General features: G+C 72.0%; 24 protein-coding genes and 1 pseudogene. 16 read left to right on the plus strand and 9 right to left on the minus strand.

The window, feature by feature from the left end:
• The first annotated feature begins 50 nt into the window (after positions 1-50).
• Together QSK10_RS27080 and QSK10_RS27085 are read left to right on the plus strand one after the other, a co-directional pair.
• Positions 51-974, plus strand: a complete 924-nt coding sequence (locus tag QSK10_RS27080) for a hypothetical protein (RefSeq protein ID WP_285665943.1) — start codon at positions 51-53, stop codon at positions 972-974.
• 39 nt (positions 975-1,013) lie between these two features.
• On the plus strand, positions 1,014-1,913 hold the full coding sequence (locus tag QSK10_RS27085) for a hypothetical protein (protein ID WP_285665944.1): 900 nt from the start codon (positions 1,014-1,016) through the stop codon (positions 1,911-1,913).
• Here QSK10_RS27085 and QSK10_RS27090 read toward each other — a convergent pair.
• The 6 genes from QSK10_RS27090 to QSK10_RS27115 all read right to left on the minus strand — a co-directional run bounded on the left by QSK10_RS27090 (position 1,903) and on the right by QSK10_RS27115 (position 6,827).
• Positions 1,903-2,793, minus strand: coding sequence for a DMT family transporter (locus QSK10_RS27090; RefSeq protein ID WP_285665945.1), 891 nt, complete (start codon positions 2,791-2,793; stop codon positions 1,903-1,905). The genes QSK10_RS27085 and QSK10_RS27090 overlap by 11 nt on opposite strands.
• A gap of 1,313 nt (positions 2,794-4,106) precedes the next feature.
• The gene (locus tag QSK10_RS27095; RefSeq protein ID WP_285665946.1) at positions 4,107-4,358 is read right to left on the minus strand and encodes a hypothetical protein; all 252 of its coding nucleotides are present in this window, start codon (positions 4,356-4,358) and stop codon (positions 4,107-4,109) included.
• Between the two features lie 47 nt (positions 4,359-4,405).
• Positions 4,406-5,101, minus strand: coding sequence for an HD domain-containing protein (locus QSK10_RS27100; RefSeq protein WP_285665947.1), 696 nt, complete (start codon positions 5,099-5,101; stop codon positions 4,406-4,408).
• A gap of 52 nt (positions 5,102-5,153) precedes the next feature.
• Positions 5,154-5,636 carry a hypothetical protein gene (locus QSK10_RS27105; protein ID WP_285665948.1) on the minus strand — a complete coding sequence of 161 codons (483 nt, stop codon included), beginning with the start codon at positions 5,634-5,636 and terminating at the stop codon, positions 5,154-5,156.
• Between the two features lie 123 nt (positions 5,637-5,759).
• Positions 5,760-6,383 (minus strand): class I SAM-dependent methyltransferase, encoded by a 624-nt coding sequence (locus QSK10_RS27110; RefSeq protein ID WP_285665949.1) that lies wholly within the window; start codon positions 6,381-6,383, stop codon positions 5,760-5,762.
• A 48-nt stretch (positions 6,384-6,431) separates the two neighbouring features.
• Positions 6,432-6,827 (minus strand): nuclear transport factor 2 family protein, encoded by a 396-nt coding sequence (locus tag QSK10_RS27115; RefSeq protein WP_285665950.1) that lies wholly within the window; start codon positions 6,825-6,827, stop codon positions 6,432-6,434.
• A gap of 83 nt (positions 6,828-6,910) precedes the next feature.
• Here QSK10_RS27115 and QSK10_RS27120 point away from each other — a divergent pair, with 83 nt between their 5' ends.
• Entirely contained in the window at positions 6,911-7,459 is a 549-nt protein-coding gene (locus QSK10_RS27120) for a TetR/AcrR family transcriptional regulator (RefSeq protein WP_285665952.1), read from the plus strand.
• 50 nt (positions 7,460-7,509) lie between these two features.
• Here QSK10_RS27120 and QSK10_RS27125 read toward each other — a convergent pair whose 3' ends face one another.
• Positions 7,510-8,274, minus strand: coding sequence for a VOC family protein (locus QSK10_RS27125; protein ID WP_285665953.1), 765 nt, complete (start codon positions 8,272-8,274; stop codon positions 7,510-7,512).
• A 98-nt stretch (positions 8,275-8,372) separates the two neighbouring features.
• On the opposite strand from QSK10_RS27125, the gene QSK10_RS27130 reads away from it, so the two are divergent.
• Positions 8,373-9,320, plus strand: coding sequence for a glycoside hydrolase family 191 protein (locus QSK10_RS27130; protein WP_285665954.1), 948 nt, complete (start codon positions 8,373-8,375; stop codon positions 9,318-9,320).
• Here the strand turns inward: QSK10_RS27130 and QSK10_RS27135 are convergent.
• On the minus strand, positions 9,317-9,703 hold the full coding sequence (locus tag QSK10_RS27135; protein WP_285665955.1) for a hypothetical protein: 387 nt from the start codon (positions 9,701-9,703) through the stop codon (positions 9,317-9,319). The genes QSK10_RS27130 and QSK10_RS27135 overlap by 4 nt on opposite strands.
• 23 nt (positions 9,704-9,726) lie before the next feature.
• Positions 9,727-10,128, minus strand: coding sequence for a hypothetical protein (locus QSK10_RS27140; RefSeq protein ID WP_285665956.1), 402 nt, complete (start codon positions 10,126-10,128; stop codon positions 9,727-9,729).
• Between the two features lie 78 nt (positions 10,129-10,206).
• On the opposite strand from QSK10_RS27140, the gene mqnC reads away from it, so the two are divergent.
• The 12 genes and pseudogenes from mqnC (at position 10,207) to QSK10_RS27200 (ending at position 25,562) form a co-directional block, all read left to right on the plus strand.
• The gene (gene mqnC, locus QSK10_RS27145; protein WP_285665957.1) at positions 10,207-11,364 is read left to right on the plus strand and encodes a cyclic dehypoxanthinyl futalosine synthase; all 1,158 of its coding nucleotides are present in this window, start codon (positions 10,207-10,209) and stop codon (positions 11,362-11,364) included.
• 29 nt (positions 11,365-11,393) lie between these two features.
• Positions 11,394-12,650 carry an amidohydrolase family protein gene (locus QSK10_RS27150; RefSeq protein ID WP_285665958.1) on the plus strand — a complete coding sequence of 419 codons (1,257 nt, stop codon included), beginning with the start codon at positions 11,394-11,396 and terminating at the stop codon, positions 12,648-12,650.
• Between the two features lie 117 nt (positions 12,651-12,767).
• Positions 12,768-14,372, plus strand: coding sequence for an LPXTG cell wall anchor domain-containing protein (locus QSK10_RS27155; RefSeq protein ID WP_285665959.1), 1,605 nt, complete (start codon positions 12,768-12,770; stop codon positions 14,370-14,372).
• A gap of 1,465 nt (positions 14,373-15,837) precedes the next feature.
• A complete protein-coding gene (locus tag QSK10_RS27160) occupies positions 15,838-16,548 on the plus strand; it encodes a demethylmenaquinone methyltransferase (RefSeq protein ID WP_285665960.1) in 711 nt (236 codons plus the stop codon).
• Positions 16,549-16,695: 147 nt separating this feature from the next.
• A complete protein-coding gene (locus QSK10_RS27165; protein ID WP_285665961.1) occupies positions 16,696-17,970 on the plus strand; it encodes a geranylgeranyl reductase family protein in 1,275 nt (424 codons plus the stop codon).
• 22 nt (positions 17,971-17,992) lie between these two features.
• Positions 17,993-18,358, plus strand: coding sequence for an NADH-quinone oxidoreductase subunit A (locus QSK10_RS27170; RefSeq protein ID WP_285665962.1), 366 nt, complete (start codon positions 17,993-17,995; stop codon positions 18,356-18,358).
• Between the two features lie 16 nt (positions 18,359-18,374).
• A complete protein-coding gene (locus tag QSK10_RS27175; RefSeq protein WP_285665963.1) occupies positions 18,375-19,052 on the plus strand; it encodes a NuoB/complex I 20 kDa subunit family protein in 678 nt (225 codons plus the stop codon).
• Complete coding sequence (locus QSK10_RS27180; RefSeq protein WP_285665964.1) at positions 19,049-19,699, plus strand: NADH-quinone oxidoreductase subunit C; 651 nt, start codon at positions 19,049-19,051, stop codon at positions 19,697-19,699. Before QSK10_RS27175 ends, QSK10_RS27180 begins: the two co-directional genes overlap by 4 nt.
• Positions 19,700-19,796: 97 nt before the next feature.
• Positions 19,797-21,131 carry an NADH-quinone oxidoreductase subunit D gene (locus QSK10_RS27185; protein ID WP_285665965.1) on the plus strand — a complete coding sequence of 445 codons (1,335 nt, stop codon included), beginning with the start codon at positions 19,797-19,799 and terminating at the stop codon, positions 21,129-21,131.
• Positions 21,128-21,808, plus strand: a pseudogene (gene nuoE / locus QSK10_RS27190) (NADH-quinone oxidoreductase subunit NuoE); the annotation flags it as partial. The gene QSK10_RS27185 and the pseudogene nuoE, both read left to right, overlap by 4 nt.
• Positions 21,809-21,819: 11 nt before the next feature.
• Positions 21,820-23,136 carry an NADH-quinone oxidoreductase subunit NuoF gene (gene nuoF / locus QSK10_RS27195; RefSeq protein WP_285665966.1) on the plus strand — a complete coding sequence of 439 codons (1,317 nt, stop codon included), beginning with the start codon at positions 21,820-21,822 and terminating at the stop codon, positions 23,134-23,136.
• Positions 23,136-25,562: an NADH-quinone oxidoreductase subunit G gene (locus QSK10_RS27200; protein WP_285665967.1), complete on the plus strand. Its 2,427-nt coding sequence runs from the start codon at positions 23,136-23,138 to the stop codon at positions 25,560-25,562. The genes nuoF and QSK10_RS27200 overlap by 1 nt, the downstream gene beginning before the upstream one ends.

Raw genomic sequence — 25,562 nt, forward strand, 5'->3', positions numbered from 1 at the left:
GGTGGTGGGTAGGGTGCGGGCGTGCTCACCACCCCGATCCGGCCACCGCGATGAAGCTGTTCCTGCCCGGGCACCTCGCCGAGGCCGAGGCCGCCGCGCCCGGTCTCGTCGCCCACCGGGGTGCCGCGACGCTGCTCAATCCCCGCCGGGGCGATCCATCGGCGGATGACAGCTCGATCGGCGGCCCCCTCCGGTGGCCCGGCGATGAGCCGTGGCCGCACTGCGGGGACGGGCACGAGGCGTGGTCGGCCTACGTGGCGGCCGGGAAGCCGGATCCGATCGCCTACACCGAGGTGTGGCTCGGCCGCCTGGCGTTCCTGGCGCGTGGCCGCGCGGCCCAGGGCGTCCTGGCGGTGGCGGGCCGGGGCGTCACCGCCGAGGAGATCCGCGCGAGCGGGCCGGTGCCGATGATCCCGGTCGCGCAGCTCTACCGCCGCGACGTGCCCGGCTTCATCGGCCCGGACGGCACCGACCTGATGCAGCTCCTGTGGTGCCCGCTCGTGCACGACGACCACTGCCCCGCCCCGGTGGTGGTGTGGCGAGTGGCGGGAGAGGTGACGGCACCTCTCTCCCGCCCGCCGCGCCCCTTGGCCGTCGAGCCCGGTCTCGTGCCCTGGCCGTGCGAGCTGACCCCGCTGCGGGCCGTGGAGTACCCGCTCGACGACGTGCTCCCGCCGGAGCTGACGGGGGTGATTCCCCCGTGGCCGGGCGGGCCGATCGCGCCGGGATGGAAGCTGGGCGGCTTCGCCAAGCACGGCGTGCCGGGCGTTTCCCCGCCGGTCGCGTGTGGGGAGTGCGGCGCGGAGCTGCGCCCGCTGATGTCGATCGGCCGCGGGCCGGGCGATGGTCCCTGGCGGCTGACCGGCGTCCCCGCCGAGCCCGACGCGCCCGAGCTGCGCCTGGGCGGGAGCCACCCGTTCCGGATCTACCACTGCTCCGGCGACCTCGGGCACGGACTCGCATGGTCGCGGTAGCGGTCCGCCGGGGCCCGGGTGATGGGCGTGGGTGAGCCCATGACCCCGCTCGAAACCGCTGTCCCCGAACTCGCCGCCCACCGCGCCACCGCCACCCGCCTGCGTCCCACGCGCGGGACCCCCGGCGTCCGGGACAGTTCCATCGGCGGGCCGCTGCTGTGGCCGGCGTCCGAGCCGTGGCCGCACTGCCACGAGTCGCACGACGACTGGGCGGAGAACGTCATCGGGTGGCAGCACGGGGTGTGGACCCTGGAGCAGGTCGCCACGATGCGCGAGCTGTCGGCGGGGCGGGTGGACGATCTGCCGCCCGCCGATCGGGCGAGGTACGACGCGGCCGAGGCGGGGGTGCCGTTCCTGGTGCTGACCGGTGGGCCGGTGCCGTTGCTGTCGGTGGCGCAGGTGCGCCGGGCCGACGTGCCGGACTTCGTGGGTCCCGATGACGCCGACTTGATGCAGGTGCTGTGGTGCCCGGTCGACCATCCGGACCTGTGGTGCCCGCGGGTCGCGGTGCGCTGGCGGCGGGAGGACGAGGTGGGCGAGATCCTGGCCGCGCCGCCGCGTCCGGTCGTCGGCACCGAGGACTACGTGCCGTGGGCGTGCGTGCTGGCGCCGGAGCGGGTGACCGAGTACGAGTACGCCGAGCTCCTCCCGGCGGAGGTGCGGGAGAAGCTCGACGCGTGGGGCGGCGTCTACGACCCGATCGCGCCCGGCTGGAAGGTCGGGGGTTTCGCGCGGTGGAACCTCACCGGGCCGCTGGAGCAGGCGTGCGAGTGCGGCGCCGGGCTGCGGCTGGTGATGAGCGTCCAGGGCGGCGGTGAGCGGCACGGCTCGCGGGAGGCGTGGGATCCGACCGAGGTCAGCATCGGACGCGGCCACGCCCTGTGGATCTGGTGCTGCTCGCGCGACTTCGGCCACCCGGTGCGCACGACTATGCAGTGACCTCGGCGGGGACGCGGGCCTCGCGGGGTGTGCGCATCCCGTAGAGGATCCCGGCGACCACGAGCGCGCCGCCGAGCAGCTCGCCGGGCTTCGGCGTCCCGATGCCGAGGACGACCATGGTGAGCACCGCGCCGATCGGCATGATCCCGGCGAGCAGGCCCGCCCGGTCGGCGCCCAGCCGGGGCAGCGCGCCGTACCAGAGCAGGAACGCCCCGGCGGTGACGACGAGGCCGAGGTAGCCGAGCGCGAGGCCCTCGGCGGGCGTGGGGAGGCGCAGCTCGCCGCCGGTCGCGACGCCGATCGTCAGCAGCATCGGGACGGCCAGCGCCGCCGAGTACGCCGACACGCGCAGCGCGCCCAGCACCGGCAGCAGCGGCACGGCCAGCAGCGAGAACGACACCTCGCCGATGAGCGCGCCCACCCCGAGCAGGACGCCCAGAGGGCTCGCCCCGCCGAGGCCGGTCGCGACGGCGGTGCCGGCCGCGACGATCGCGGCGGCCAGCAGCAGCCGCGGCGTGGGCCGCTTGCGCGCCAGCAGCGGACCGGCGAGGCCCATCACGACGGGCGAGGCGCCGATGATGGTGCCGATCGTGGCGGGACTCGCGTAGTGGTTGCCGACCACGATGCACACATTGAAGACGACCAGGCCGACCAGCGAGAGCGCGGCGAGCAGCAGCCACTGGCCCGGCCGCAGCCGGACACGCGGCGGACGGCGCACGGCGAGGACGGCGAACAGCGCGAGCGCGCCGAGCGCGTACCGCAGGGCCTGCCCGAGGAAGACCGGGTAGTCGCCGATGCGGGCGGAGACGGCGACCAGGGTGCCGACGGTCAGCATGGCCAGCGCGCCGCGAAGGGCGGCGCGATTCTGCGCGGGACTCATGTACGTCCACGCTAGGGGTGATTGGTACGCCGGAGCGTACCAATGGGGCGCGGGTTAGCCGGGCCAATGCGGGGGAGTCGGAGTGGGAGGACGGAGGGGGTGGGGGCCGGGGTGGAGCCGGAGGGCAGAGGCCGGAGGCGGGGGACGCCGAGGCTCGGGCTAGACCCGGCGGGGCCCGGCTAAGCCCGGCGGGGACGCCGAGGCCCTGGCCGCCCGGAACGGCATGGTGAAGGCTCGTGGGGGCGGATGCGATGGTCACCGCCTGCCCGCCTGCCCGCCTGCCCGCCTGCCCGCCTGCCCGCCTGCCGACCTGCCCGCCGACTCGCCTGCCGACCCGCCGACCAACCCGCCCACCTGCCGACCCACCCGCCCAACTGCCGACTCGCCTGCCTGCCCACCCACCCGCCGACCAACCTGCCCACCTGCCGACTCGCCCGCCGACCCACCGACCTGCCCACCGGCCGACTCGCCTGCCTGCCCGCCTGCCGACCTGCCCGCCCACCTGCCCACCCACCTGCCGACTCGCCTGCTCTGCCCGGCGGTGCGAGGGCGGTGGCGGTGGCGGGGGTGGGCCGACTCTCCTGGCGGGCGTGAGGCCGTCGACGTGTCGCGATCCGGCCGGGAGGTCACCTGCCCGCACAGCCGGCCCGGCCGAGGCGGGTGCGGGCGGGCAGGTGGTGACCGCCTCGGGGCAGCCCGCCGGGGCCATGGCGGATCGGTGCCCGGGGTGATGAGGCCCCGGCCGCCCCGATGTGAGGTCGCCGGGAGGCGTGCCGAGGCCGGGACTGCCGCCGGGGTGATCGCCGCCTCGCGGAGGCGCGTGTGAGCGGTCCGGGTGCCCCGGCGGTCAGTTGGCACTCGCACGGACCGGCGTCAAGTGCCTCGTGCCGCCATCCAGCCGGGAGGCCGCCTGCCCGCACAGCCCGGTGGAGGCGGGTGCGGGTGGGCAGGTGGTGACCGCCTCGGGGCAGCCCGCCGGGGCCATGGCGGATCGGTGCCCGGGGCGATCGCCCGTCACGCGGAACCGCGCCGCCCACCTCGCGGAGGCGCGCATGAGCGGCCCGGGTGTCCCGGGCGGTCATGGGTAACCCGCACGGTCCGGTGTCGGGCACACCGCCCACGCCGATCACCGGTCGCCCGGAACCGCGCTCGTCCGGAACCGCGCTCGCCCGGCCCGCGTGGGTGCGGACCAGCGGCTTCGGTGCGGAGATGGTCCCCCGCCCCGGTGCGGGCCGCACTTCACCGGCGCCGGTGCCCAGCGGCCCGGCGGCACGGCGGCACGGCGAAGGTTCCGGTGACGGCGTGTCTCGCCGTCAGTGGCGTTGCTGCTGGTGGTGGGTGTGCACCCACGCGCGTCCGCGCGGGGTGACGCCCAGGATCATCGGGCCGCCTTCGCAGGCGACGGGGCTGAGGTCGACGTATCCGTGCGCGGCCAGTTCGGTGACCGCTTCGGCCACGGCCGACTCGTCCATTGCGTATGCGGAGGCGAACATCGCGGCCGAAGCCTGCTGTCCCCCGGGCATCTCGGCGATCACGCGGAGAACCCGTCCGGTGTCGATGAGCATGTCTCCATGCTCGCACCATCCGGGCCGGGTGACCAGGGAAGACGCGGTTATGCGACAGCCAGGACGGCCAGCGCGTCGGTGTACTTGGCGGTGAGCCGCTCGCGGGTGGCGGGGTCGAGGACGGCCATGCGCTCCGGGCTCGAATTGTGCTCGATGTCGGCGCGTTTGATCAGGACGGCGTCGGGGACGGACTTGACGCGCTCCAGGTAGTGCGGGCGGGGCTCGCCGGGGCGGTGGGAGAGGGCGTTGACGAGGTCGCGGACGGTGGCGGGGACGCCCAGGTCGGCCAGGTGCGGCAGGGTCGCGGAGGTGTCCTCCACGACGTCGTGGAGGAGGGCGGCCATCTGCTGCTCGGGGGAGCCGCCGCGTTCGGCGACGATCGCCGAGACCGCGCGGGGGTGGTTGATGTACTCGGCGCCGGACTTGTCCTGCTGGCCGCGGTGGGCGGCGGTGGCGAGGGAGTCGGCGAGCTCGACGGTGTCGACGGTGGGGGCGGCGAGGTAGGGGTAGACCTCCTGCCAGGCCTGGAACTTCTCGGCGCCGTCGGGCAGGACCGCGGCCTCGCCCACGAAGTGGAGGGCGGCCGACAGCTGGGCGATGTACGGGTCCTCCTCGCCGGGGGTGTCCTCGGAGAGGACGAAGGCGTGCACCGCGCGCAGCTTTTCCACTATGGACGGCGTTGTGAGCCCGTAAAGGCCGGCCTCGTGAACGGTCCAGTCCTGGCTTGCGAGGTAGGAGTACATGTCACTAAGCGTAGAGGCGCGCGTCCACCGAGCGGGTGAGGCGGACGTCACGTCACTCCGGGTCCACAGTGGACATCCCGAGCAGCACCGAGCGGACGCCGGCCAGCGCGGCGGCGTCGGTGGCGTACCGGCGCAGGAAGGAGATGTGCAGGACGCCCAGGTGGGCGGTGGAGGCGCTGGCCGGGCGGCGGAAGTAGCGGTCCCAGCCCAGGACGGTGGCGCCGTCGGTGGTGCCGAAGAACTCGCGCACCGCGCACAGTCTGTGGTCGTCCCGGTATTCGAGAAGCCGCCGTGTCATCCGCCGCAGCCAGGTCGGGCCGAGGGGGACGTCGAGGGCCGAGGCGGCCCATCCGTCGCCCTCGTTGTCCTCGCGCAGGACGACCGAGTAGTCGTCGGCGGAGACGACGTTGCGGGCGCGGTGGTAGCCGTATAAATGCCGGGTCTCGCCCAGGATGACGACTCCGGACACGTTCGGCACGGCGGTGGTGATCTCTTTGGCGAGCCAGGAGATCGCCTCGGGCGCGTATTCGCTCATGACTCCTCCTCGTTCGTCATCTTTACATCCGTGCTGTGCCGGTCCGGACGCGTGAGGGCAGCCTTTCGGGCAGCGCGGGCCGAGCCCCTCGGGGGCGGAGCGGGCAGCGCGGGAGGTGCCCGGCTAGCGCGCGTACCAGGAGTCGACGGCCGCCTGGCCGGTGTAGTTCGGGCCCGCCGCGGGGTCGGCGCCCAGGTAGCGCCACGCGGGCGGCGCGCCCGGCCCGGTCCGCCGCAGGCGACGGCGGCGCGGGTCGTACTCGTACCCGGCCGCGCGGAAGGCCGCCGTCGGGCGCAGGACGCCGCGCAGCCCGGGGACGTCCATGTTCGCCGCGAACAGCCCGCCGGGCGTCAGCAGCGCGGTGGCCGCCGCGATCGCGGCGAGCTTGTCGCCCACGTAGTGGAGCCCGTGGACGCACGTGACCAGGTCGAAGGGGCCGCCGAGCTCGGGCAGCGCGGGCAGCGCGGCGGTGAGCAGCCGGACGTTGCCGGGCGCGTCCGGCCCGAAGTGGTCCACCAGGTCCACGCCGACGATGGTGGCCGCCGGGTGGGCGCGCCCGGCCTCGATGAGCGCCTTGGCGCTGCCGCAGCACAGGTCCAGCCAGCGGAACCCGGGCGCGTCCAGCATCGCGGGCAGGTCGAGCCCGAGCTCGCGGGCGTAGGACGCCAGGCCGCGCTGGCGGTTCATGGCGTTGTTGGCGACGACGGACGTCGTGTGGAGCTCGTCGTCGGGCACGAGTGAGGGCATGCGGTTGTCTATCACGCGCGGGGACGGCCGGGCCGCCCCGCGCGACGCTCACGCCGGCAGGAGCGAGCGGTCGAAGACCACGAGGGACTCGCTGACGAGGCCGTCGGTGAAGGCCATCCGGTCGATGCCCTCCCACTGGAGTGGCCGCCCGTCGACGGTGGCCGTGGCCCGCCAGCTGATGAAGGCGTATCCGCCCTCGGCGCGGGCGAAGCCGGTCGGTTCCAGGACCAGGTCGGGGAAGCGTTCCAGCACGCCGGCCACGCGGGCGCGCCAGACGTCCACGCCGCGGGCCTCGCCCTCGGCGCCGGGGAAGCGCATGGCGATGTCGGGATGCGAGAGCGCGCCCACCCGCTCGGGAGAGGGGGCGGCCCAGAAGGCGCGCCAGCGGGCCACGAAGGCCTCATCCGAGGCGGGAGCGGTGGCGGTGCCGGTGGGGTGGGTCATCTCGTCTCCAGTGGATAGAACGGTCGATCTACTCATTAGATAGAACGATCGGTCTCCTGTCAAGCCCGTGGCAGACTGAGCCCATGACCAGGCCCGGCCCCCGCGAGCGACTCCTCACCTCCGCCCTGGAGCTCACCTACACGCAGGGCGTGGGCGTCGGCGTGGACGCCATCCTCAAGCACGCCGACGTCGCCCGCCGCTCGCTCTACCAGCACTTCGGCGGCAAGGACGGCCTGATCACCGAGGTCATCGCCGCCGGCGCCGCCGAGGACGAGGCCCGCTACGCCCACGCCCTCGACCAGGGCGGGAACGACCCGCGCGAGCGCGTCCGCACGCTCTTCACGCTGCTCACCGGCCTGGTCGCCGCGCCCGGCTTCACCGGCTGCCGTTACATCGCCGCCCACCTCAACCTGCCGCCCGGGCACCCCGCGACCGCCGGGATCCGCGCCCACAAGGACCGCGTCCGCGCCATGTTCGCCCGCGAGACGCACGCCATGGGCCACCCCGCGCCCGAGGACGCCGCCGCCCGCCTGCTCATGCTCGCCGACGCCGTCCTCGTCGAGGGCGCGCTGCGCCCGGAGGCCGACCTCGCAGTACTGGTCGAGCCGATGGTGGAGGCCGTCCTCGGGTAGACGTGCCGGGGGCGGCCCCCGAAGAGGCCGCCCCCGTCACCTGCGATCGGCTACCCCTGGGGAGCCGGGGCCAGCAGCGAGAAGATCGCGCCGTGCTGGTCGGTCAGCGCCGCCAGCCGGCCGACGTTCTCCATCGACGTCGGCGGCATGAGCACCGTGCCGCCCATGTCACCGGCCTTGGCGACCAGCGAGTCCACGTCGGTGACGGCGAAGTAGATGCCCCAGTAGGCCGCGTGGCCCTCCGGCAGCATCGGGTTGGGCATCAGCGCGCCGAACTCGCGCTCGGCGCCGGGCGCCTTGAGGGTCAGGTACTCGTTCTCGGTGATGTCGGTCTGCTGGACGCCCCAGCCGAACACCGAGGCGTAGAAGTCCCGGGCGTCCTTGACCTCGCGCGCGGAGTACTCGAACCAGCAGGGCGTGTTCAGCTCGTACATGACCTCGGCGCCCGCGTGCAGCTTCGGGCGCGACACCGCGAACTCGCCGCCCGAGGGGTCGGAGAAGCCGGCGATGTCGTTCTGGCCCATCACGTCCATGACGGGGAAGCGGACCGTGCCGCCCGCGCCCGTGACGGCCTTGGTGGTGGCGTCGGCGTCGGGGACCTGGAAATAGGTCGTCCACGCCGCCGACTGGCCCGGCTGGAGCGGGCCGAGGCCGCCCACCTGCTTCCCGCCGGACAGGACGAAGTGGTAGTGCCCGGCCTCGGGTCCCAGGTCGGTGAACTCCCAGCCGAACAGCTGCGCGTAGAACTGCTTGGAGGCCTCCAGGTCGGGGGACCCCAGGTCGACCCAGTTGGGTTCCCCATCGGTATAGGACATGCTTGCGCTCCTTCACGATTCGGGCTTCACCCGCGATCCTCGCGGATCGGGGTGATCCTCGCGGGAGGCTCCGGCAAAATGGCACTTACTCTGTCGCCATGCGCCGCACCCTTCTCATCGGCACCACCCTCGTCCTGCTCGCCGGGTGCTCGGCGAAGACGCCGGACGCCGAGGCAGCGCCTCCCCCCACCACCCCCGGCGGCAGCGCGAGCCAGGCGCCGCCGCCCGTGACCGACGCCGGGGCCGTGGCCCCCGCCGTCCAGCCGCGCACCTGGGTCTACCAGCTCACCGGCTACGGCGACGGGCTGAGCGCGGTGAAGTCCTCACCCGCCGAGGCCGCCGTCATCGACCTCGCCCGCGACGGCTCCACCGGCTACTGGACGCCCGCCGAGATCGGCGCCCTGGCGCCCAAGACCGTCTACTCCTACTTCTCCATCGGCAGCATCGAGAAGTACCGGCCCGAGGCCGGGAGCGTGAAAGACCTCGAACTCAACCAGTGGGGCGACTGGCCCGACGAGCACTTCGTCAAGTACTGGGACGCCACGTGGTGGGACCGGGTCGTGCGCCCCCGCGTCGACCAGGCCATCGCCTCCGGCTTCACCGGCGCCTACCTCGACGTCCCCAACGCCTACGAGGAGATCGACCTGTCCCTCGTCCCCGGCGAGACCCGCGAGAGCCTCGGCCGCAAGATGGCCGAGCTCATCGTCAAGATCAGCAAGTACGCCAAGGAGAAGAAGCCCGGCTTCCGGATCCTCCCGCAGAACTCACCCGAACTGCGCGAATACCCCGGCTACCTCGACGCCGTCGACGGACTGGGCATCGAGGAACTGTTCTACCTCGCCACCGACGAGAAGTGCGAGGAGGACTTCTGCGGCGAGAACCTCGACCACGTCCGCGCCCTCAAGGCCGCCTGGAAGATCATCCTCGCCGTCGACTACGCCGACGACCCCGCGCACCGCTCCGACGCCTGCGCCCGCGCCAAGGCCGAGGGCTTCGCCGGATACGTGGGCGCGGTCGGCCTCGACGGCGTCCGCGCCACCTGCTAACTCACCGACAGCTCCAGCGAGCCGCCGTCCACCGTCACGCTCACCGTGCGCTCGCCGACCTTGAACTCGCACGGGCACTCGCCCGGCTCGCCGAGCCCGGACAACCACGCCGAGACCGCGGCGGGATCGTCCGGGCCGGTCAGCGTCGCCGAGGCCGACCACGGCCAGTCGGTGGACTCGGCGACCCGCCAGCCGGACGGCGCGCCGAGCCCGTCGCGGGCCGCGGCGAGGTTCTCCTGCCTGGTCAGCCCCAGCGCGCCACCCACCAGGCAGGTGCCCAGGCAGCACAGCAGCGTCAGGAAACCGCAGGTGAGCAGCAGGAACACCTTCGGGCCGCCCTTGCGCAGCTCCTGCGGTTCGGCGTCCGGCTCGGGTTCGGTCACGCCGACGACGATAGCCGCCGGGATCAGGAGGCGAAGTCGATCTCGATCCGCTCGCCGAAATAGTCCAGCTGGAGGTCCCAGGCTCCGTCCGGGCCCACACCGAGGGACAGGTGGCAGCCGGAGGAGCAGCTGGTGCCCAGGTCGATCTCGTAGCCGACGGCCGCGCTCAGCCACGCCCTCACCGGCGCCGGGTCGGCCGGGCCGGTCAGCGTCGCGTCGACCCCCAGCGGGTAGGGGGCCCATTTCTGGACCGACCACCCGGCGGGCAGCCCGAGCGAGCGCAATTGCTCCTCGAAGTGAGCGGTCAGGCGAGGCGCGGCCACGGCCGCCGCACCGGCGAGCAGTACCAGGGCGGCTACGGCGATGATGGCGATCCGCAGGGCGCGGGGCCGTCCGCGACCGGCGACAGGGGTGGAGTCGATCACGCGCCCAAAGGTAGCCCGGGGCACGCGTCACACACCCGACACGGCCATCGCGGCCACCCCGGGCGTACCCTCAAGGCCATGAGCCGGGAGATCGACGAGGTTTTGCAGCGGGCCGCCGACGGTGGGCGGATCAGCCCCGAAGAGGCCATGCTGCTGTACACGGACGCCCCCTTCCACGCCCTCGGCCAGGCGGCCGACGCGGTGCGGCGGCGGCGCTACCCGGACGGCATCGTCACCTACCTCATCGACCGGAACATCAACTACACGAACGTCTGCGTGACGGCGTGCAAGTTCTGCGCGTTCTACCGGGCCCCCAAGCACAAAGAGGGCTGGACGCACGACATGGACGAGATCCTGCGCCGCTGCGCCGAGGCCGTCGACCTCGGCGCCACGCAGGTGATGCTCCAGGGCGGCCACCACCCCGACTTCGGCGTGGAGTACTACGAGGAGCTGTTCTCCACCGTCAAGCGCGACTTCCCGCAGCTGGTCATCCACTCCATCGGCCCCTCCGAGATCGGGCACATGGCCAAGGTCTCCGGCGTCTCCATCGAGGACGCCGTGGTGCGCATCAAGGCCGCCGGGCTCGACTCGATCGCGGGCGCGGGCGCCGAGATGCTGCCCGAGCGTCCCCGCAAGGCCCTCGCCCCGCTCAAGGAGTCCGGCGAGCGCTGGCTGGAGATCATGGAGGTCGCGCACACGCACGGCCTGGAGTCGACCGCGACGATGATGATGGGCACCGGCGAGACCAACGCCGAGCGCATCGAGCACCTGCGCATGATCCGCGACGTCCAGGACCGCACCGGCGGGTTCCGCGCGTTCATCCCGTGGACCTACCAGCCGGAGAACAACCACCTGAAGGGCCGCACCCAGGCCACCACCCTGGAGTACCTGCGCCTCATCGCCGTCGCCCGGCTGTTCTTCGACAACGTCAACCACCTCCAGTCGTCGTGGCTGACCACCGGCAAACCCGCCGGTCAGCTGTCGATGCACATGGGCGTGGACGACCTCGGCTCGATCATGCTGGAGGAGAACGTCATCTCCTCCGCCGGCGCCCGCCACCGCTCCCGCCTGGGCGAGCTCATCGAGCTGATCCGCACCGCCGGGCGCATCCCCGCGCAGCGGAACACCGTGTACGAGCACCTCGCGGTGCACTGGACGCCCGAGGACGACCCCACCGACGACCGGGTCCGCTCGCACTTCTCCTCGATCGCCCTGCCGGTCCTCGACCGCGCGTAGCCCCGCACATATAAGAGGTACTCAAGACCATGGCCGTAGCTCACCGCGCCCGGGTCGTCCTGCCGATCGCCGCGCCGCCCATCGTGGACGGCGCGGTCGTCGTCGAGGACGGGCGGGTCACCGCCGTCGGGCCCGCCGACGAGATCCTGCGCTCCTACCCGGTGTCCGAAGTCCGCGAATGGGACGGGACGCTGACCCCGGGCCTGGTCAACGCGCACACCCACCTGTGCTTCAGCGCCTACGCCGACTTCTACGGCAACGGGCTGGCGTTCCCCGAGTGGATCCAGGGCTTCGCCCGCCGCAGCCCCTCGATGTCCGAACAGGACTGGCACGCCTCGACCCGCGACGGCGTCGAGCGGTCCATCGCCGCCGGGGTCACCGCGCTGGCCGACGTCGTCACGCCCGCCGCCTCCTTCGAGGTGCTGCTGGCCTCGCGGTTGCGCGGCACCGCCTACTACGAGGCCGTCGGCGTGGACGCCGCCGGCTGGGAGCGCATCGGGCCCGGCTGGATCGCCGCGCTCGACGCGGCCCTGGCGCGCGTGGACGGGGGGATGACCGTCGGGATCAGCCCGCACACCCTCTACACCCTCAGCACCGGCATCCAGCTGGAACTGCTGGGCCTGGCCCGCGCGCGCGGCCTGCGCCTGCACCCGCACCTGGCCGAGAGCCCCGCCGAGACCGCTTACGTCCGCGACGGCGGCGGGCCCTTCGCCGAGCTGATCACCCGCATCGGCTGGGAGTTCGAGATCATGGCGCGCGGCGGCACCGGGCACAGCCCGACCGTCGAGAACGACGTCCTGGGCGCCCTCGGCGAGGACTGCCACATGGCGCACGGCGTCCACACCGACACCGACGACCGCGCGCTGCTGCGCAAGCGCGGGACGTCGGTCGCGCTGTGCCCGCGCTCCAACGCGCGCCTCGACTGCGGTGAGGCGCCGGTGGCCGCCTACCGGGCCGAGGGCAACCGGATCGGCGTGGGCACCGACTCCCTGGCGTCCTCGCCGGACCTGGACGTGCTCGGCGAACTCCCCGTTCTGCGGGAGCTGGCGCTGCGGCAGGGCTCGCCCGAGGAGGGCCTCGACGCGTGGCTCGTCCACGCGGCGACCGCCGGTGGCGCGACCGCGCTGGGGGCGTCCGACTACGGCACGATCACCCCCGGGAACCGCGCCGACCTGGCCGTCTTCTCCACCGTGGACGAGGCCGCGCCCTACACCGCCCTGGTCCTCGGCGGCGCCGGTACCTGCGCCGCTACCATGATCGACGGCCGTTTCGCGCACACCGCCTGAGCGGTTCGTCTTCCTTTACCACACTTTGCCACGGACACGCGCAAAGCTGGACGTCCTCTGTGTACACGGCTAGGTTCCGCCGCGTCAGCAGTCTCTTCACATGAGGACGGGGGGACCATGCGGTCTTCACGAAACGGGACGGCGCGCGCGGCAGCGGCCGCGTTCGCCGCGGCGGCGCTTATCGGCTTGAGCGCGGCCCCCGCTTACGCCGAGGGAGAGAGCGGGGCGCCCACCCCGTCCCCGGCGGCCCCGAGCCAGGCGCCGAAGTCCGAGGCCCAGACCGGCGCCGACCTCTCCGTCGCGGTCGCGTCCGGCGAGTCCACGCAGGACAGCTGGTCGAAGTACGTGCGGGTGACCGTCAAGAACGACGGGCCCGAGACGGCGAAGGACGTCGTGGTCACCGTGACCGTCGAGGACTTCACCGACCAGGACAACCAGATCCAGCCCGTCGACAAGCGCTGCACCGGCAAGAAGGTGAAGGACGACCTCGTCTTCACCTGCGCCCTGGGCGACCTGCGCTCCGGCGGCACCAACAACGACGTGCTGTTCGACTTCTGGCACGGCGAGGCCGCGCCCGGCTCCGTCGCCGAGGGGCAGGTGTCGGTCACCTCGGCCACCACCGACCCCGCGAAGAAGAACAACACCGCGCCCTTCACCCTCAGCGTCATCGAGGCCGGGGTCGACGTGTCCATCTGGGCCGCCGGTGAGGTCACCGTCAAGCCCGGCGAGACGACGTCCCTCAGCGGCCGCGACTTCCTGCGCATCGACAACGAGAGCGACACCGAGGTCGAGGGTCTCAGCTTCTCGCTGTCCCTGCCCGCCTACGCGAAATTCGAGCCCGACTACAGCTTCTGCAGCTACAGCGAAGACGGGCGCAAGATGAACTGCGAGCTGCCCGACTACGTCCTGGAGCCCGGCAGCGGCCTCGGACGCCTCGTGCCGTTCACCGCCCAGGCGCCGCTGCGGATCACCGTCGCCGCCGACGCGCCCGGCCCGATCAGCCTCGGCCGCGGCACCGCGACCGTCACCCCCGGCGTCCTGCGGGACCTGGGCGTGAACGGCAAGAAGAAGGCCGCCACGTCCCGCGAGAAGGCCGCCCCCGGTAAGGGCGACGACTCCGTGGAGTTCTCGCTGGTCACCACCGACAACCCCGTCGACATGTCCATCAAGGCCACCGGCGCGTCCGGCAGGGTCGGCGCCACCGTGTCGGTGGACGTGACCATCCGCAACGAGGGCAAGGTCATCGCGCCCGGCGTGACCATCACCTTCACCGCGCCCTCCGGCACCACCATCGTCGGCGGCCCCACCGACTGCGCCGAGAAGACCAAGGGCAAGGTCTGGGTCTGCGCCTCCAAGGCGTGGGCCGCGCCCGGAGCCGTCGGCGCCGGTACCTTCAAGCTCCGCCTCGACACCCGTGACGTCAAGGACGGCACCGCCACCGTCGAGTCGGCCGTGAAGGACTCCAAGCCCGCCGACAACACCGCCAAGGTGACCGTCACCGCCACCGGCGGCCTGCCCGTCACCGGCACCTCCCTCACCATCGCCGGCATCGCCGCCGCGGCCCTCCTGGTCGCCGGCGCCGCGCTGATCGTGGTGACCCGCCGCAAGCGCGCGACCGCCGGAGCCCCCGCCGAAACGCCCGCCGCACCCGCCGCCGATGAGACGGACGGTTCCGCCACCGAGGACGAGGGCGAAGCCGAAGAGGGCGACGAGAAGAAGTAGGACCGCGCAACCCCTTGAGACCGGCGCCCCGACGGGGGCGCCGGTTTTTTGCGTGGGGGTGGGCGTTTCGTGAGGTTGCCTCGCAGGGTGGGGCGGATGGGGTGGGGCGCGGGGGTGTGAGGCGGTTTCGGCACGCCCGGAGGCCGTGCGGCCCCACCCGCGGGGGAGCGCGAGGAGAGGTACGGGACCCGGCCCGGTGCGGGGACGGGGCCGCCCAGCCTGCGACGGGCGTGATGCGCCCGGGGGTGGGGCTCATGCCGCCCCGGCGTGACGGCGACGAGCCGCCGCCTGCGGCTACACCTGGGACGCCACGACCTACTGCGACCCCGCCGAACCGCCACGGCTCCGGTCACGGCGGTGACGATCGCGGCGGGCGCGGGCTTGTGCCCGGCGAAGATGCCCGGTGGGGCGCGAGGGCCCGCGATGCCATCGCTCTCGCCGCGTCGGCGGCGGTGGGACCGGGGCATGGCCCGGGCGGAGTGGGCCGCCGTCGCCCGCCTCGCCGAGACCCGCCGCCGCGAGAGTCCCGCCGGGAGGACGGGCCGCAGGATCTCGCGGCCGACGGGTGCCCGCTGCGGGTGGCGCGTGATGCCCTCAGCCCGGTGGCGGTGGCGGTGGTGAGGGTGAGCGTGGCCGCGAGCCCGGGCGCGGGTGAAACCGCCGGTCGCCTCGTCGTGGGAATGCCATGCCGGTGGCGTGTCGTCTGTGGGATGCCCGGCTCGTTCGTGCGGCCGCCCGGTGGGCCGTCGTCTCGTCGTGGCTCGGCTCGGTGTGTGCCGGATGCCGCCGGTGGCGAGGGTGAGCGAGCCCGGGCTCACGGCGAAGCCATCGTCCACCTCGTCGTGGGAATGCCGTGCCGGTGGCGTGCCGTCTGTGGGATGCCCGGCTTGTCCGTGTGACCACCCGGTGAGCCGCCGTCTCGCCGTGGCGCGGGCTAGGCGTGTGCCGGATGGCGCCGGTCGCGGTCGGCATCGGCCCGACACGCGAGCCCCGTTCGTCCCCGCGTTCATCGCGATTCACCACCCCGGCCCGGTTTATGCCGCCTCACCCGCGCGGTGCTCGTCAGGGTGAGTGCGTGCGGAGTGTGCGACGAGTCCGGGGCCGGTGTCTCGTGTGCGAGACCGCGAGGGAAGACGCCGGTTCGGCAAGCCCTGAACCGTGCGGGCTGACGCCCTCCGGTGGCGAGATGAGCGGCGAACCACCTTCACCCCGCGATGACGTGTCCGGGTTTCGCCCGCCCGTGCCGCCGTCCCGGCCGCACGCCGTCGGCGGCTCGCGGCCCTCGCCCCCGGCGAGGCGCCGGTCGCGGCCGCCACCGCCACCGGCCCGGCAAGCGAGCCCCGTTCGCCTCTCCCGCCCGCCATCCCGCCGTCCGCCATCTCCTCCCACCCCCGCCCGCGAGCCCCCCATCACTTCCACCACCCCTCCCGCCCCCCACTGATCGCGCGGTGGCACAGTGGGCCACATGACCCGAGCAACGCTCGCCAAGGACCCGCACGAGGTCGCCGAGATGTTCGACGGCGTGGCCAGGCGCTACGACCTGACCAACACCGTCATCTCGCTCGGCCAGGACCGGCTTTGGCGGCGGGCCACGAAGCGGGCGCTGGATCTGGCACCGGGTGACCGGGTGCTGGATCTGGGCGCGGGGACCGGGGTGTCCACGGTGGAGTTCACCTCCGCCGGGGCGTACGCGGTCGGCGCCGACATCTCGCTGGGCATGTTGCGCGCGGGGCGGCACCGGGGTGTGCCGCTGGTGGGCGCGAACGCGCTGGAGCTGCCGTTCGCCGACGGGTCCTTCGACGCGGTCACCATCTCCTTCGCGCTGCGGAACGTGCCGCACACGAAGGTGGCGCTGGCCGAGATGCTGCGGGTGACGCGGCCGGGCGGGCGGATCGTGATCTGCGAGTTCTCGCGGGCCACGTGGGCGCCGTTCCGGATGGCCTACGAGAACATCGCGCTCAAGACGATCCCGATGGCGGCGCGGGTCATCTCCTCGAACCCCGAGGCGTACCAATACCTGCAAGAGTCCATCCGCGCCTGGCCGGACCAGCCGGGGCTCGCCGGGCTGATGGCCGAAGCCGGATGGCACCGGCCGGCCTGGCGTAATCTCACCGGCGGGGTCGTGGCGCTACACAGGGCGACGAAGCCGGAGACTTCGTTATCGAAGCGGTACTAAGGCGAACCTAACTACAGGCGAGCCTGTGCGGGGGTCCTAGACTCGCGCCGAAAGCTTGTGAAGGCCTTCACAAGAAGACGATCACCTTCAGTAAGAGGACACCGTGAGCGAGCGCCGGGCAGCGCACCGCCCAAGTGAGGCGGGGTCGTGACGACCACCGACACCGCCGACGTCATCGTCGTAGGCGCGGGGCCCGCGGGCTCGGCGTCCGCCTACTACCTGGCCCGTCAGGGACTCGACGTCCTCCTTCTGGAGAAGACCGAGTTCCCGCGCGAGAAGGTGTGCGGCGACGGGCTCACCCCCCGGTCCGTGCGCCAGCTGATCCGCATGGGCATCGACACCTCCGAGAGCGCCGGCTGGGTGCGCAACCGGGGCCTGCGGGTGGTCACCCACAAGACCACCCTGGAGATGGACTGGCCGACCATGGCCGCCTTCCCCAACTACGGCCTCACGCGCACGCGCCTGGACTTCGACGACCTGCTCGCGCAGCGGGCCGTCGGCGCCGGCGCGAGACTGCTGACCGCGACCACCGTCACCGAACCCGTCCTGGACCGCGCCGGACGGGTCGTCGGCGTCAAGGGCACCCACGGCAAGGACCGCACGCCGGTGGAGTACCGCGCGCCGCTGGTCCTGTCCTGCGACGGGGTCTCCGGACGCCTCGCGCTGGCCTTGGGCATCGCCAAGCGCGACGACCGCCCCATCGGCGTGGCCGTCCGCCGCTACTACTACTGCGACGTCAAGCAGCGCGACGACTACCTGGAGTCGTGGCTGGAGCTGCGCAGCGCGGCCAACCCGCAGGTCCTGCTGCCCGGCTACGGCTGGATCTTCGGCCTCGGCGACGGGCGCATCAACGTCGGCCTCGGCGTCCTGAACTCCTCGTCGGGCTTCGGCAAGACCGACTACCGGGCCATGCTCAAGGACTGGCTGAACGCCACGCCCGAGGAGTGGGGCCTGCGCGGCGAGGACAACGCCGACGGCCCGATCCGGGGCGCGGCACTCCCCATGGGGTTCAACCGGACCCCCCACTACACTCGCGGGCTGATGCTCGTCGGGGACTCCGGCGGGATGGTCAATCCCTTCAACGGCGAGGGGATCGCCTACGCGATGGAGAGCGGCGAGATGGCCGCCGAGATCGCCGCCGCGGCCCTCGCCCGCAAGCAGGGCCCGCAGCGTGAGGAAGTCCTTCGCAGGTACCCGAAGGAACTTCAGCAGCGCCTCGGCGGCTACTACCGGCTCGGCGGGATCTTCGTGAAACTCATCGGCGATCCGCGGATCATGCGGCTGTGCACCGAGCACGGCCTCAACCACCCGCAGCTGATGCGATTCGTGCTCAAGTTGCTGGCCAACCTGACCGAAACTCGCGGCGGCGATCTTTACGACCGGGTGATCAACACCCTGAGCAAGGCGGTACCGTCAGCATGATGTGGACAAAGGGGACATAGGGATGTCGCTCACGCCGTACGTGCCGCTGGTCGTGCTCTTCGGGCTGGCCACCGTTTTCGCGGTCTTCTCGGTGACGATCGGTCCGTACATCGGCCCGCGCCGGATCAACAAGGCGAAGCTCGAAGCCTACGAGTGCGGTATCGAGCCGACGCCGACGCCGCCCGGTGGCTCGCGTTTCCCGGTCAAGTTCTACCTGACCGCGATGCTCTTCATCATCTTCGATATCGAGATCGTCTTCCTCTACCCGTGGGCCGTGGCCTTCGACTCGCTCGGCATGTTCGGGTTCGTGGAGATGCTCCTCTTCATCGTCACCGTCTTCGTCGCCTACACCTATGTGTGGCGCCGGGGCGGCCTGGACTGGGACTAGGCAGGTTGAACAACCAATGGGCGTAGAGGAAAAACTCCCCGCCGGGATCCTGTTGACCACCGTCGAGAAGGTGGTCAACTGGTCGCGTAAGGCGTCCTTCTGGCCGGCCACCTTCGGCCTGGCCTGTTGCGCCATCGAGATGATGGCCTCCGGCTCCGCCCGGTACGACCTCGGCCGCTTCGGCATGGAGGTCTTCCGGGCGACACCACGGCAGGCCGACCTGATGATCGTCGCCGGACGCGTGAGCCAGAAGATGGCCCCCGTGCTCCGGCAGATTTATGACCAGATGCCGGAGCCCAAGTGGGTGCTGTCCATGGGCGTCTGCGCGTCCTCGGGCGGCATGTTCAACAACTACGCCATCGTGCAGGGCGTGGACCACATCGTGCCCGTCGACATGTACCTGCCCGGCTGCCCGCCGCGGCCGGAGATGCTGATGGACGCCATCCTCAAGCTCCACGACAAGGTCATGCACGAGGCCCTGGGCGACAAGCGGCGCGAGATCATCGCCGCCGAGGACAAGCCCCTGGTCCCGGTCGGCTCCATGCCGTCCAGCTACAAGTTCAACAAGGCCAAGGCCGCCAAGTGGCGCGACGCCGTCGCCGAGGGCACCGAGGAGCAGCTGCGCATCACGGAGTGGATGGCCGAGCGCGAGGCACTCCGCACCGGCGGCGCCGGGAAGAAGGGCAAGCGGTGAGCGGTACCACTGAAGGCAGGGGCCTCTTCGGCGTCTCCGGCACGGGCGACACCTCCGGCTTCGGCGGGCTCGTGCGGACCAACCCGGCCACCGAGCTGGTCTCCACCCCGCGCCCGTACGGGGAGTACTTCGACGAGGTCGTGGACGTGCTCCAGGAGCACGGCGAGATCTCCGAGGACGTCATCAAGGCCGTCGTCGTCGACCGCGGCGAGCTGACGATCCACATCGCCCCCGACGCGATCCGCACCGTCTGCCAGGTCATGCGCGACGACGAGTCCCTGCGCTTCGAGCTGTGCAACTCCGTCTCCGGTGTGGACTACCCGGACCGGGTGCGCCGCCTGCACGTCGTCTACCACCTCACCTCGATGACCTACCGCCGCCGCGTGCGCCTGGAGGTCTCGGTGACGGTGGAGGACCCGCACGTCCAGAGCGTCACCTCGGTCTACCCCACCGCCGACTGGCAGGAGCGGGAGACCTACGACATGTTCGGCGTCGTCTTCGACGACCACCCGAACCTGACCCGCATCCTCATGCCGGACGACTGGTCGGGTCACCCGCAGCGCAAGGACTACCCGCTCGGCGGGATCCCCGTGGAGTACAAGGGCGCGGAAATCCCTCCGCCGGACCAGCGGAGGGCCTACAAGTGACCACCGGCCGCATCCACCCCATGGGGGAGCGCGAGGGTGGCGAAGCCTCCTCGCAGAGACGACACAGGCCGACGCCGGACCAGCGGAGGGCTTACAAGTGAGCACCGAGACCAACGAGACCTACGCCGAGTCGCGCGACACCACCGAGGGGCGGGTCTTCACCGTCACCGGCGGCGACTGGGAGTCCGTCACCAAGGCGATCGACCCGCTCTCGCAGGAGCGCCTGGTCGTGAACATGGGCCCGCAGCACCCGTCGACGCACGGCGTGCTGCGCCTGGTCCTGGAGCTGGAAGGCGAGACGGTCACCGAGGCCCGCGTCGTCGTCGGCTACCTGCACACCGGCATCGAGAAGAACATCGAGTACCGGACCTGGACGCAGGGCACGACCTTCGTGACGCGCTGCGACTACCTCTCGCCCATCCACAACGAGCTCGGCTTCTGCCTGGCCGTGGAGAAGCTCCTGGGCATCGAGGACCAGATCACCGACCGCACCAACGTCATCCGCGTGATGATGAGCGAGCTCAACCGGATCTCCAGCCACCTCATCTGGCTGGCCACCACCGGTATGGAGCTCGGCGCGCTCACCATGATGATCTTCGGTTTCCGCGAGCGCGAGAAGATCCTGGACATCTTCGAGGCCGTCTCCGGCCTGCGGATGAACATGGCCTACATCCGTCCCGGCGGCCTGTCCAACGACGTCCCGGACCACGCCGTCGCGCTCATCGAGCAGTTCCTCAAGGACATGCCCGGCCACCTGCGCGAGTACGAGGACCTCCTCGGCAACTCCGCCATCTGGCAGGAGCGCACGCAGGGCGTGGCCTACCTGGACGTGTCCGGCTGCCTCGCCCTCGGCGTCACCGGCCCGGTGCTGCGCTCGGCGGGCCTGCCCTGGGACCTGCGCAAGACCATGCCGTACTGCGGTTACGAGACCTACGACTTCGACGTCGCCACGCACAACGGCGCCGACGTGTGGGGCCGCTACATGGTCCGCATGGAGGAGATCCGCCAGTCGCTGCGGATCGTCCGGCAGTGCCTGGACCGGCTGGAGCCGGGCCCGATCATGGTCGCCGACAAGAAGATCGCCTGGCCCGCGCAGCTCGCGCTGGGCACCGACGGTCTCGGCAACTCGCTGAACCACGTGAAGCACATCATGGGCCAGTCCATGGAGTCGCTGATCCACCACTTCAAGCTCGTCACCGAGGGCTTCCGCGTCCCGGCCGGTCAGGCGTACGTCGCCATCGAGGCCCCGCGCGGTGAGTTCGGCGTGCACGCGGTTTCCGAGGGCGGGACCCGTCCGCACCGGATCCACATGCGGGAACCGAGTTTCATCAACCTGCAGGCCATCCCGGCCATGGCCGAAGGCGCGCTCATCGCCGACGTCATCGCCGGCGGGGCCTCTCTCGACCCCGTCATGGGTGGGTGTGACCGCTGATGCTGGACAACGAAGAACTCAAGGCGCAGGCGCGCGAGATCATCGCCCGCTACCCGGACGGGAAGTCCCGTTCGGCGCTGCTGCCGATGCTGCACCTGGTGCAGGCCGAGGACGGCTACGTCAGCCCGCAGGGCATCGCCTTCTGCGCGGAGATGCTCGGCATCTCCAAGGCCGAGGTGAACGGCGTCGCCACGTTTTACACCATGTACAAGCGCAAGCCCACCGGTGACTTCCTGGTCAGCGTCTGCACCAACACCATGTGCGACGTGATGGGCGGGCAGATCGTCTACGACGTCCTCTCCGAGTACCTGGAGGTCGGCCACGACGAGACCACCGCCGACGGCAAGATCACCCTTGAGCACGCCGAGTGCCTGGCGGCCTGCGACAACGCGCCGGTGATGACCGTCAACTACGAGTTCTACGACAAGGTCGAGCCCGACACCGCGCTCGGCGTGGTCCGCGAGCTCCAGGACGGCCGCCTGCCGCAGCCCACGCGCGGCGCGCGCCTGTGCACGCTCAAGCAGATCTCCAAGCAGCTGGCCGGTTGGTCCGAGGACCGCAAGGACGCCCTCGCCGACACCGGCGTCGGCGAGGCCACCCTCGTCGGCCTGCGCCTCGCCGAGAAGCACGGCATCGCCGCGCCCGTCGGCGACATCGACGCCACCAGCCCGATCCGTGTGGAGAAGAAATGACGAGCCCCCGGCCAGAGGTGCTGGCGAAGCTCACCCCGGTTCTCACGAAGCGGTGGCTGTCGCCCGACGCCTGGCGCATCGACACCTACGAGCAGCTGGACGGTTACGTCGCGCTGCGCAAGGCCCTCAAGTCCGACCCGGACGACCTGATCGCGTTCATGAAGGACTCCGGTCACCGCGGTCGCGGCGGCGCGGGCTTCCCCGTCGGCATGAAGTGGGCGTTCATCCCGCAGAACGACGGCAAGCCGCACTACCTCGTGGTCAACGCCGACGAGGGCGAGCCGGGGACCTGCAAGGACCTCCCGCTCATGATGAACGACCCGCACGCGCTCATCGAGGGCATGATCATCGCGACCTACGCGATCCGTGCCAAGCGGGCCTTCATCTACATCCGCGGTGAGGCCATCCACGCCGCGCGGCGGCTGCGCTCGGCGGTCGAGGAGGCCTACGCCAAGGGCTACCTGGGCAAGAACATCCTCGGCTCGGGCCACGACCTCGACATCGTGGTGCACTCCGGCGCCGGCGCCTACATCTGCGGTGAGGAGACCGCGCTCCTGGACTCCCTGGAGGGGTACCGGGGGCAGCCGCGTCTGCGCCCGCCGTTCCCGGCCACGCACGGCGTGTACGGGGCCCCGACGGTCATCAACAACGTGGGCTCCATCGCCTCCGTCCCGCACATCGTGCTGAACGGCGCCGACTGGTGGAAGTCCCTGGGCTCGGAGAACTCCGCCGGGACGATGATCTACTCGCTGTCGGGCCGGGTGCAGAACCCGGGCCAGTACGAGTGCGGCATGGGCATCACCCTGCGCGAGCTCATCGAGCTGGCGGGCGGGATGCTGCCGGGCCACAACCTGAAGTTCTGGACGCCCGGCGGCTCCTCGACGCCGATGCTGACGGCCGAGCACCTGGACGTCCCGCTCGACTTCGACGGCGTCGCCAAGGCCGGCTCGATGCTGGGCACCACGGCGACGATGATCTTCTCCGACCGGGACTGCCCGGTCTACGCCACCTACCGGTGGCTGCAGTTCTACACGCACGAGTCCTGCGGCAAGTGCACGCCGTGCCGCGAGGGGAACTACTGGATGGTGCGCACCTACCGGCGCATCCTGTCCGGCAAGGGGACCCCCGCCGACCTGGACACCCTCCTGGACACCTGTGACAACCTGCTCGGCCGCTCCTTCTGCGGTCTGGGCGACGGCGCCACCTCCTCGGTGACGTCCTCGCTGCAGTACTTCAAGCAGGACTACCTCGACTACATCGAGGGGCACCGGCGTCCGCTGCTCAATGAAGCCGACCTGGTTGGGGCGCACTGATGACCGTCACTCCCGAGAAGACCGACATGGTCACGCTGACCGTCGATGGCATCGAGGTCACCGTCCCCAAGGGGACCCTGGTGATCCGCGCCGCCGAGCAGCTGGGCATCGAGGTCCCCCGCTTCTGCGACCACCCGCTGCTGGAGCCGGTCGGCGCCTGCCGCCAGTGCCTGGTCGACATCGAGGGACAGCGCAAGCCCGCCGCGTCCTGCACCACGACCGTCGCCGACGGCATGGTCGTCAAGACGCAGCACACCTCGGCCGTGGCCGACAAGGCGCAGAAGGGGGTCATGGAGTTCCTGCTCATCAACCACCCCCTCGACTGCCCCGTCTGCGACAAGGGCGGCGAGTGCCCCCTCCAGAACCAGGCGATGTCCACCGGGCGCACCGAGACCCGGTTCGAGGAGCAGAAGCGGACCTACAAGAAGGCCCTGCCGATCTCCTCGCAGGTCCTGCTCGACCGTGAGCGCTGCGTCCTGTGCGCGCGCTGCACCCGCTTCTCCAAGCAGATCGCCGGCGACCCGTTCATCGAGCTGATGGAGCGCTCCTCGCTGGAGCAGGTCGGCATCTACGAGGACGAGCCCTTCGAGTCCTACTTCTCCGGCAACACCGTGCAGATCTGCCCGGTGGGCGCGCTGACCGGCGCGCAGTACCGGTTCCAGGCCCGCCCCTTCGACCTGGTCTCCTCGGAGTCGGTCTGCGAGCACTGCGCCGCCGGTTGCGCGCAGCGCACCGACCACCGCCGCGGCAAGGTCATGCGCCGCCTGTCGGGTGACGACGCGGCGGTCAACGAGGAGTGGAACTGCGACAAGGGCCGGTGGGCGTTCCAGTACGTCCGCGCCAACGACCGCCTCACGTCCCCGCTGATCCGCGACGAGAAGTCCGGTGAGCTGCGCGAGGCGAGCTGGCCGGAGGCCCTGCGCTTCGCCGCCGAGGGCCTGGCCGCCGCGAAGGCGAACAAGGGCGTCGGCGTGCTGGCCGGTGGCCGACTGACCGTCGAGGACGCCTACGCGTACGCGAAGTTCGCGCGCGTGGCCCTCGGCACCAACGACGTGGACTTCCGGGCCCGCCCGGTGTCCGCCGAGGAGACCGACTTCCTCGCCCACTCCGTCGTCGGCGTCAACCCCGGCAACGGTGGCGTGACCTACGACGAGGTCGAGGCCGCCTCCACGGTCCTCCTGATCGGCCTGGAGGCCGAGGAGGAGGTGCCGATCCTGTTCCTGCGCCTGCGCAAGGCGCACCTGGCCGGACGGCAGACCGCCTACGTGGTCGCCCCCTACGCCACGCGCGGCACGGAGAAGTTCGGCGGCACGCTGCTGTCGACGACCCCCGGCGGCGAGGCCGAGCTCCTGGAGTCCTTCGGCGGCACCTCCGCCGTCGGCGACGCGCTGCGCCAGCCCGGCGCGGTGATCCTGGTGGGCGAGCGCCTGGCCGGCGTCCCCGGCGCGCTGAGCGCGGCGGCGAAGCTGGCGGTCACCACCGGCGCGAAGCTGGCCTGGGTGCCGCGTCGCGCGGGTGACCGGGGCGCGGTCGAGGCCGGTGCCCTGCCGAACCTGCTGCCCGGCGGTGGCCTGGTGGACAGCGAGGGCGACCGCGCGCACCTGGCCGCGTACTGGGACGTCGAGTCGCTCCCGGCCCAGCGCGGCCGCGACACCGACGCCATCGTCGCCGCCCTCGGCGCCGGTGAGCTGTCCGGTGTGGTCGTCGCGGGCGTCGAGCTGCGCGACCTGGCCGACCCGAAGGCCGCCGAGGCCGCGGTGATCGCCGCCGAGTTCGTGGTGTCGATCGAGCTGCGCCGCAGCGCGGTCAGCGAGCGCGCCGACGTGGTCTTCCCGATCGCCCCGGCGGTGGAGAAGCCCGGCGCGTACCTGAACTGGGAGGGCCGGCTGCGCGTGTTCGAGGCGGTCCTGGAATCTTCGGCGATGAGCGACGGGCGCGTCCTGGACGCCATCGGCGCGCTCATGGGCCAGAAGCTGGACACCGGCGACGTCCGCGCGGTCCGCGGCCAGCTCGCGGGCCTGCCCAAGGCCGGTACGCGCGCCGCGCGTCCCGAGGTCGCCCCCGGCAAGGCGCAGCCCGCCGGTGAGGGCGAGGCCGTGCTGGCCACCTGGCATCACCTGCTGGACTCCGGCAGCCTGCAGGACGGCGACGAGAACCTGGCCGGGACCTCCCGCACCCCGGTGGTGCGCCTGTCGGCGGCCACCGCCGCGTCCATCGGCGCCGCCGACGGCGCGGGCGTGACCGTCCGCACCGCCCAGGGCGGCATCACCCTGCCCCTGAAGGTCACCGACATGGTGGACGGCGTGGTGTGGCTGCCGACCAACTCGCCGGGCTCGGGCGTCCGCCGGACGCTGGGTGCCGCGGCCGGGTCGGTCGTCCAGATCTCGGTCGTGAATGCAGTCTCGGCTGTGAACGGAGCCGCATAA

This window comes from Actinorhabdospora filicis (assembly GCF_030269765.1).
Classification (GTDB): domain Bacteria; phylum Actinomycetota; class Actinomycetes; order Mycobacteriales; family Micromonosporaceae; genus Actinorhabdospora; species Actinorhabdospora filicis.

Excerpts from the sequence above, each read along its gene's own strand:
- nuoF (WP_285665966.1), top strand. The coding sequence starts at position 21,820 with ATGACGAGCCCCCGGCCAGAGGTGCTGGCGAAGCTCACCCCGGTTCTC.
- QSK10_RS27170 (WP_285665962.1), top strand. The coding sequence starts at position 17,993 with ATGTCGCTCACGCCGTACGTGCCGCTGGTCGTGCTCTTCGGGCTGGCC.
- QSK10_RS27080 (WP_285665943.1), top strand. The coding sequence starts at position 51 with ATGAAGCTGTTCCTGCCCGGGCACCTCGCCGAGGCCGAGGCCGCCGCG.
- QSK10_RS27150 (WP_285665958.1), top strand. The coding sequence starts at position 11,394 with ATGGCCGTAGCTCACCGCGCCCGGGTCGTCCTGCCGATCGCCGCGCCG.
- QSK10_RS27200 (WP_285665967.1), top strand. The coding sequence starts at position 23,136 with ATGACCGTCACTCCCGAGAAGACCGACATGGTCACGCTGACCGTCGAT.
- QSK10_RS27160 (WP_285665960.1), top strand. The coding sequence starts at position 15,838 with ATGACCCGAGCAACGCTCGCCAAGGACCCGCACGAGGTCGCCGAGATG.
- QSK10_RS27155 (WP_285665959.1), top strand. The coding sequence starts at position 12,768 with ATGCGGTCTTCACGAAACGGGACGGCGCGCGCGGCAGCGGCCGCGTTC.
- QSK10_RS27175 (WP_285665963.1), top strand. The coding sequence starts at position 18,375 with ATGGGCGTAGAGGAAAAACTCCCCGCCGGGATCCTGTTGACCACCGTC.
- QSK10_RS27100 (WP_285665947.1), bottom strand. The coding sequence starts at position 5,101 with ATGTACTCCTACCTCGCAAGCCAGGACTGGACCGTTCACGAGGCCGGC.
- QSK10_RS27125 (WP_285665953.1), bottom strand. The coding sequence starts at position 8,274 with ATGTCCTATACCGATGGGGAACCCAACTGGGTCGACCTGGGGTCCCCC.
- QSK10_RS27120 (WP_285665952.1), top strand. The coding sequence starts at position 6,911 with ATGACCAGGCCCGGCCCCCGCGAGCGACTCCTCACCTCCGCCCTGGAG.
- QSK10_RS27085 (WP_285665944.1), top strand. The coding sequence starts at position 1,014 with ATGACCCCGCTCGAAACCGCTGTCCCCGAACTCGCCGCCCACCGCGCC.
- QSK10_RS27105 (WP_285665948.1), bottom strand. The coding sequence starts at position 5,636 with ATGAGCGAATACGCGCCCGAGGCGATCTCCTGGCTCGCCAAAGAGATC.
- QSK10_RS27095 (WP_285665946.1), bottom strand. The coding sequence starts at position 4,358 with ATGCTCATCGACACCGGACGGGTTCTCCGCGTGATCGCCGAGATGCCC.
- QSK10_RS27090 (WP_285665945.1), bottom strand. The coding sequence starts at position 2,793 with ATGAGTCCCGCGCAGAATCGCGCCGCCCTTCGCGGCGCGCTGGCCATG.
- QSK10_RS27115 (WP_285665950.1), bottom strand. The coding sequence starts at position 6,827 with ATGACCCACCCCACCGGCACCGCCACCGCTCCCGCCTCGGATGAGGCC.
- QSK10_RS27130 (WP_285665954.1), top strand. The coding sequence starts at position 8,373 with ATGCGCCGCACCCTTCTCATCGGCACCACCCTCGTCCTGCTCGCCGGG.
- QSK10_RS27110 (WP_285665949.1), bottom strand. The coding sequence starts at position 6,383 with ATGCCCTCACTCGTGCCCGACGACGAGCTCCACACGACGTCCGTCGTC.
- mqnC (WP_285665957.1), top strand. The coding sequence starts at position 10,207 with ATGAGCCGGGAGATCGACGAGGTTTTGCAGCGGGCCGCCGACGGTGGG.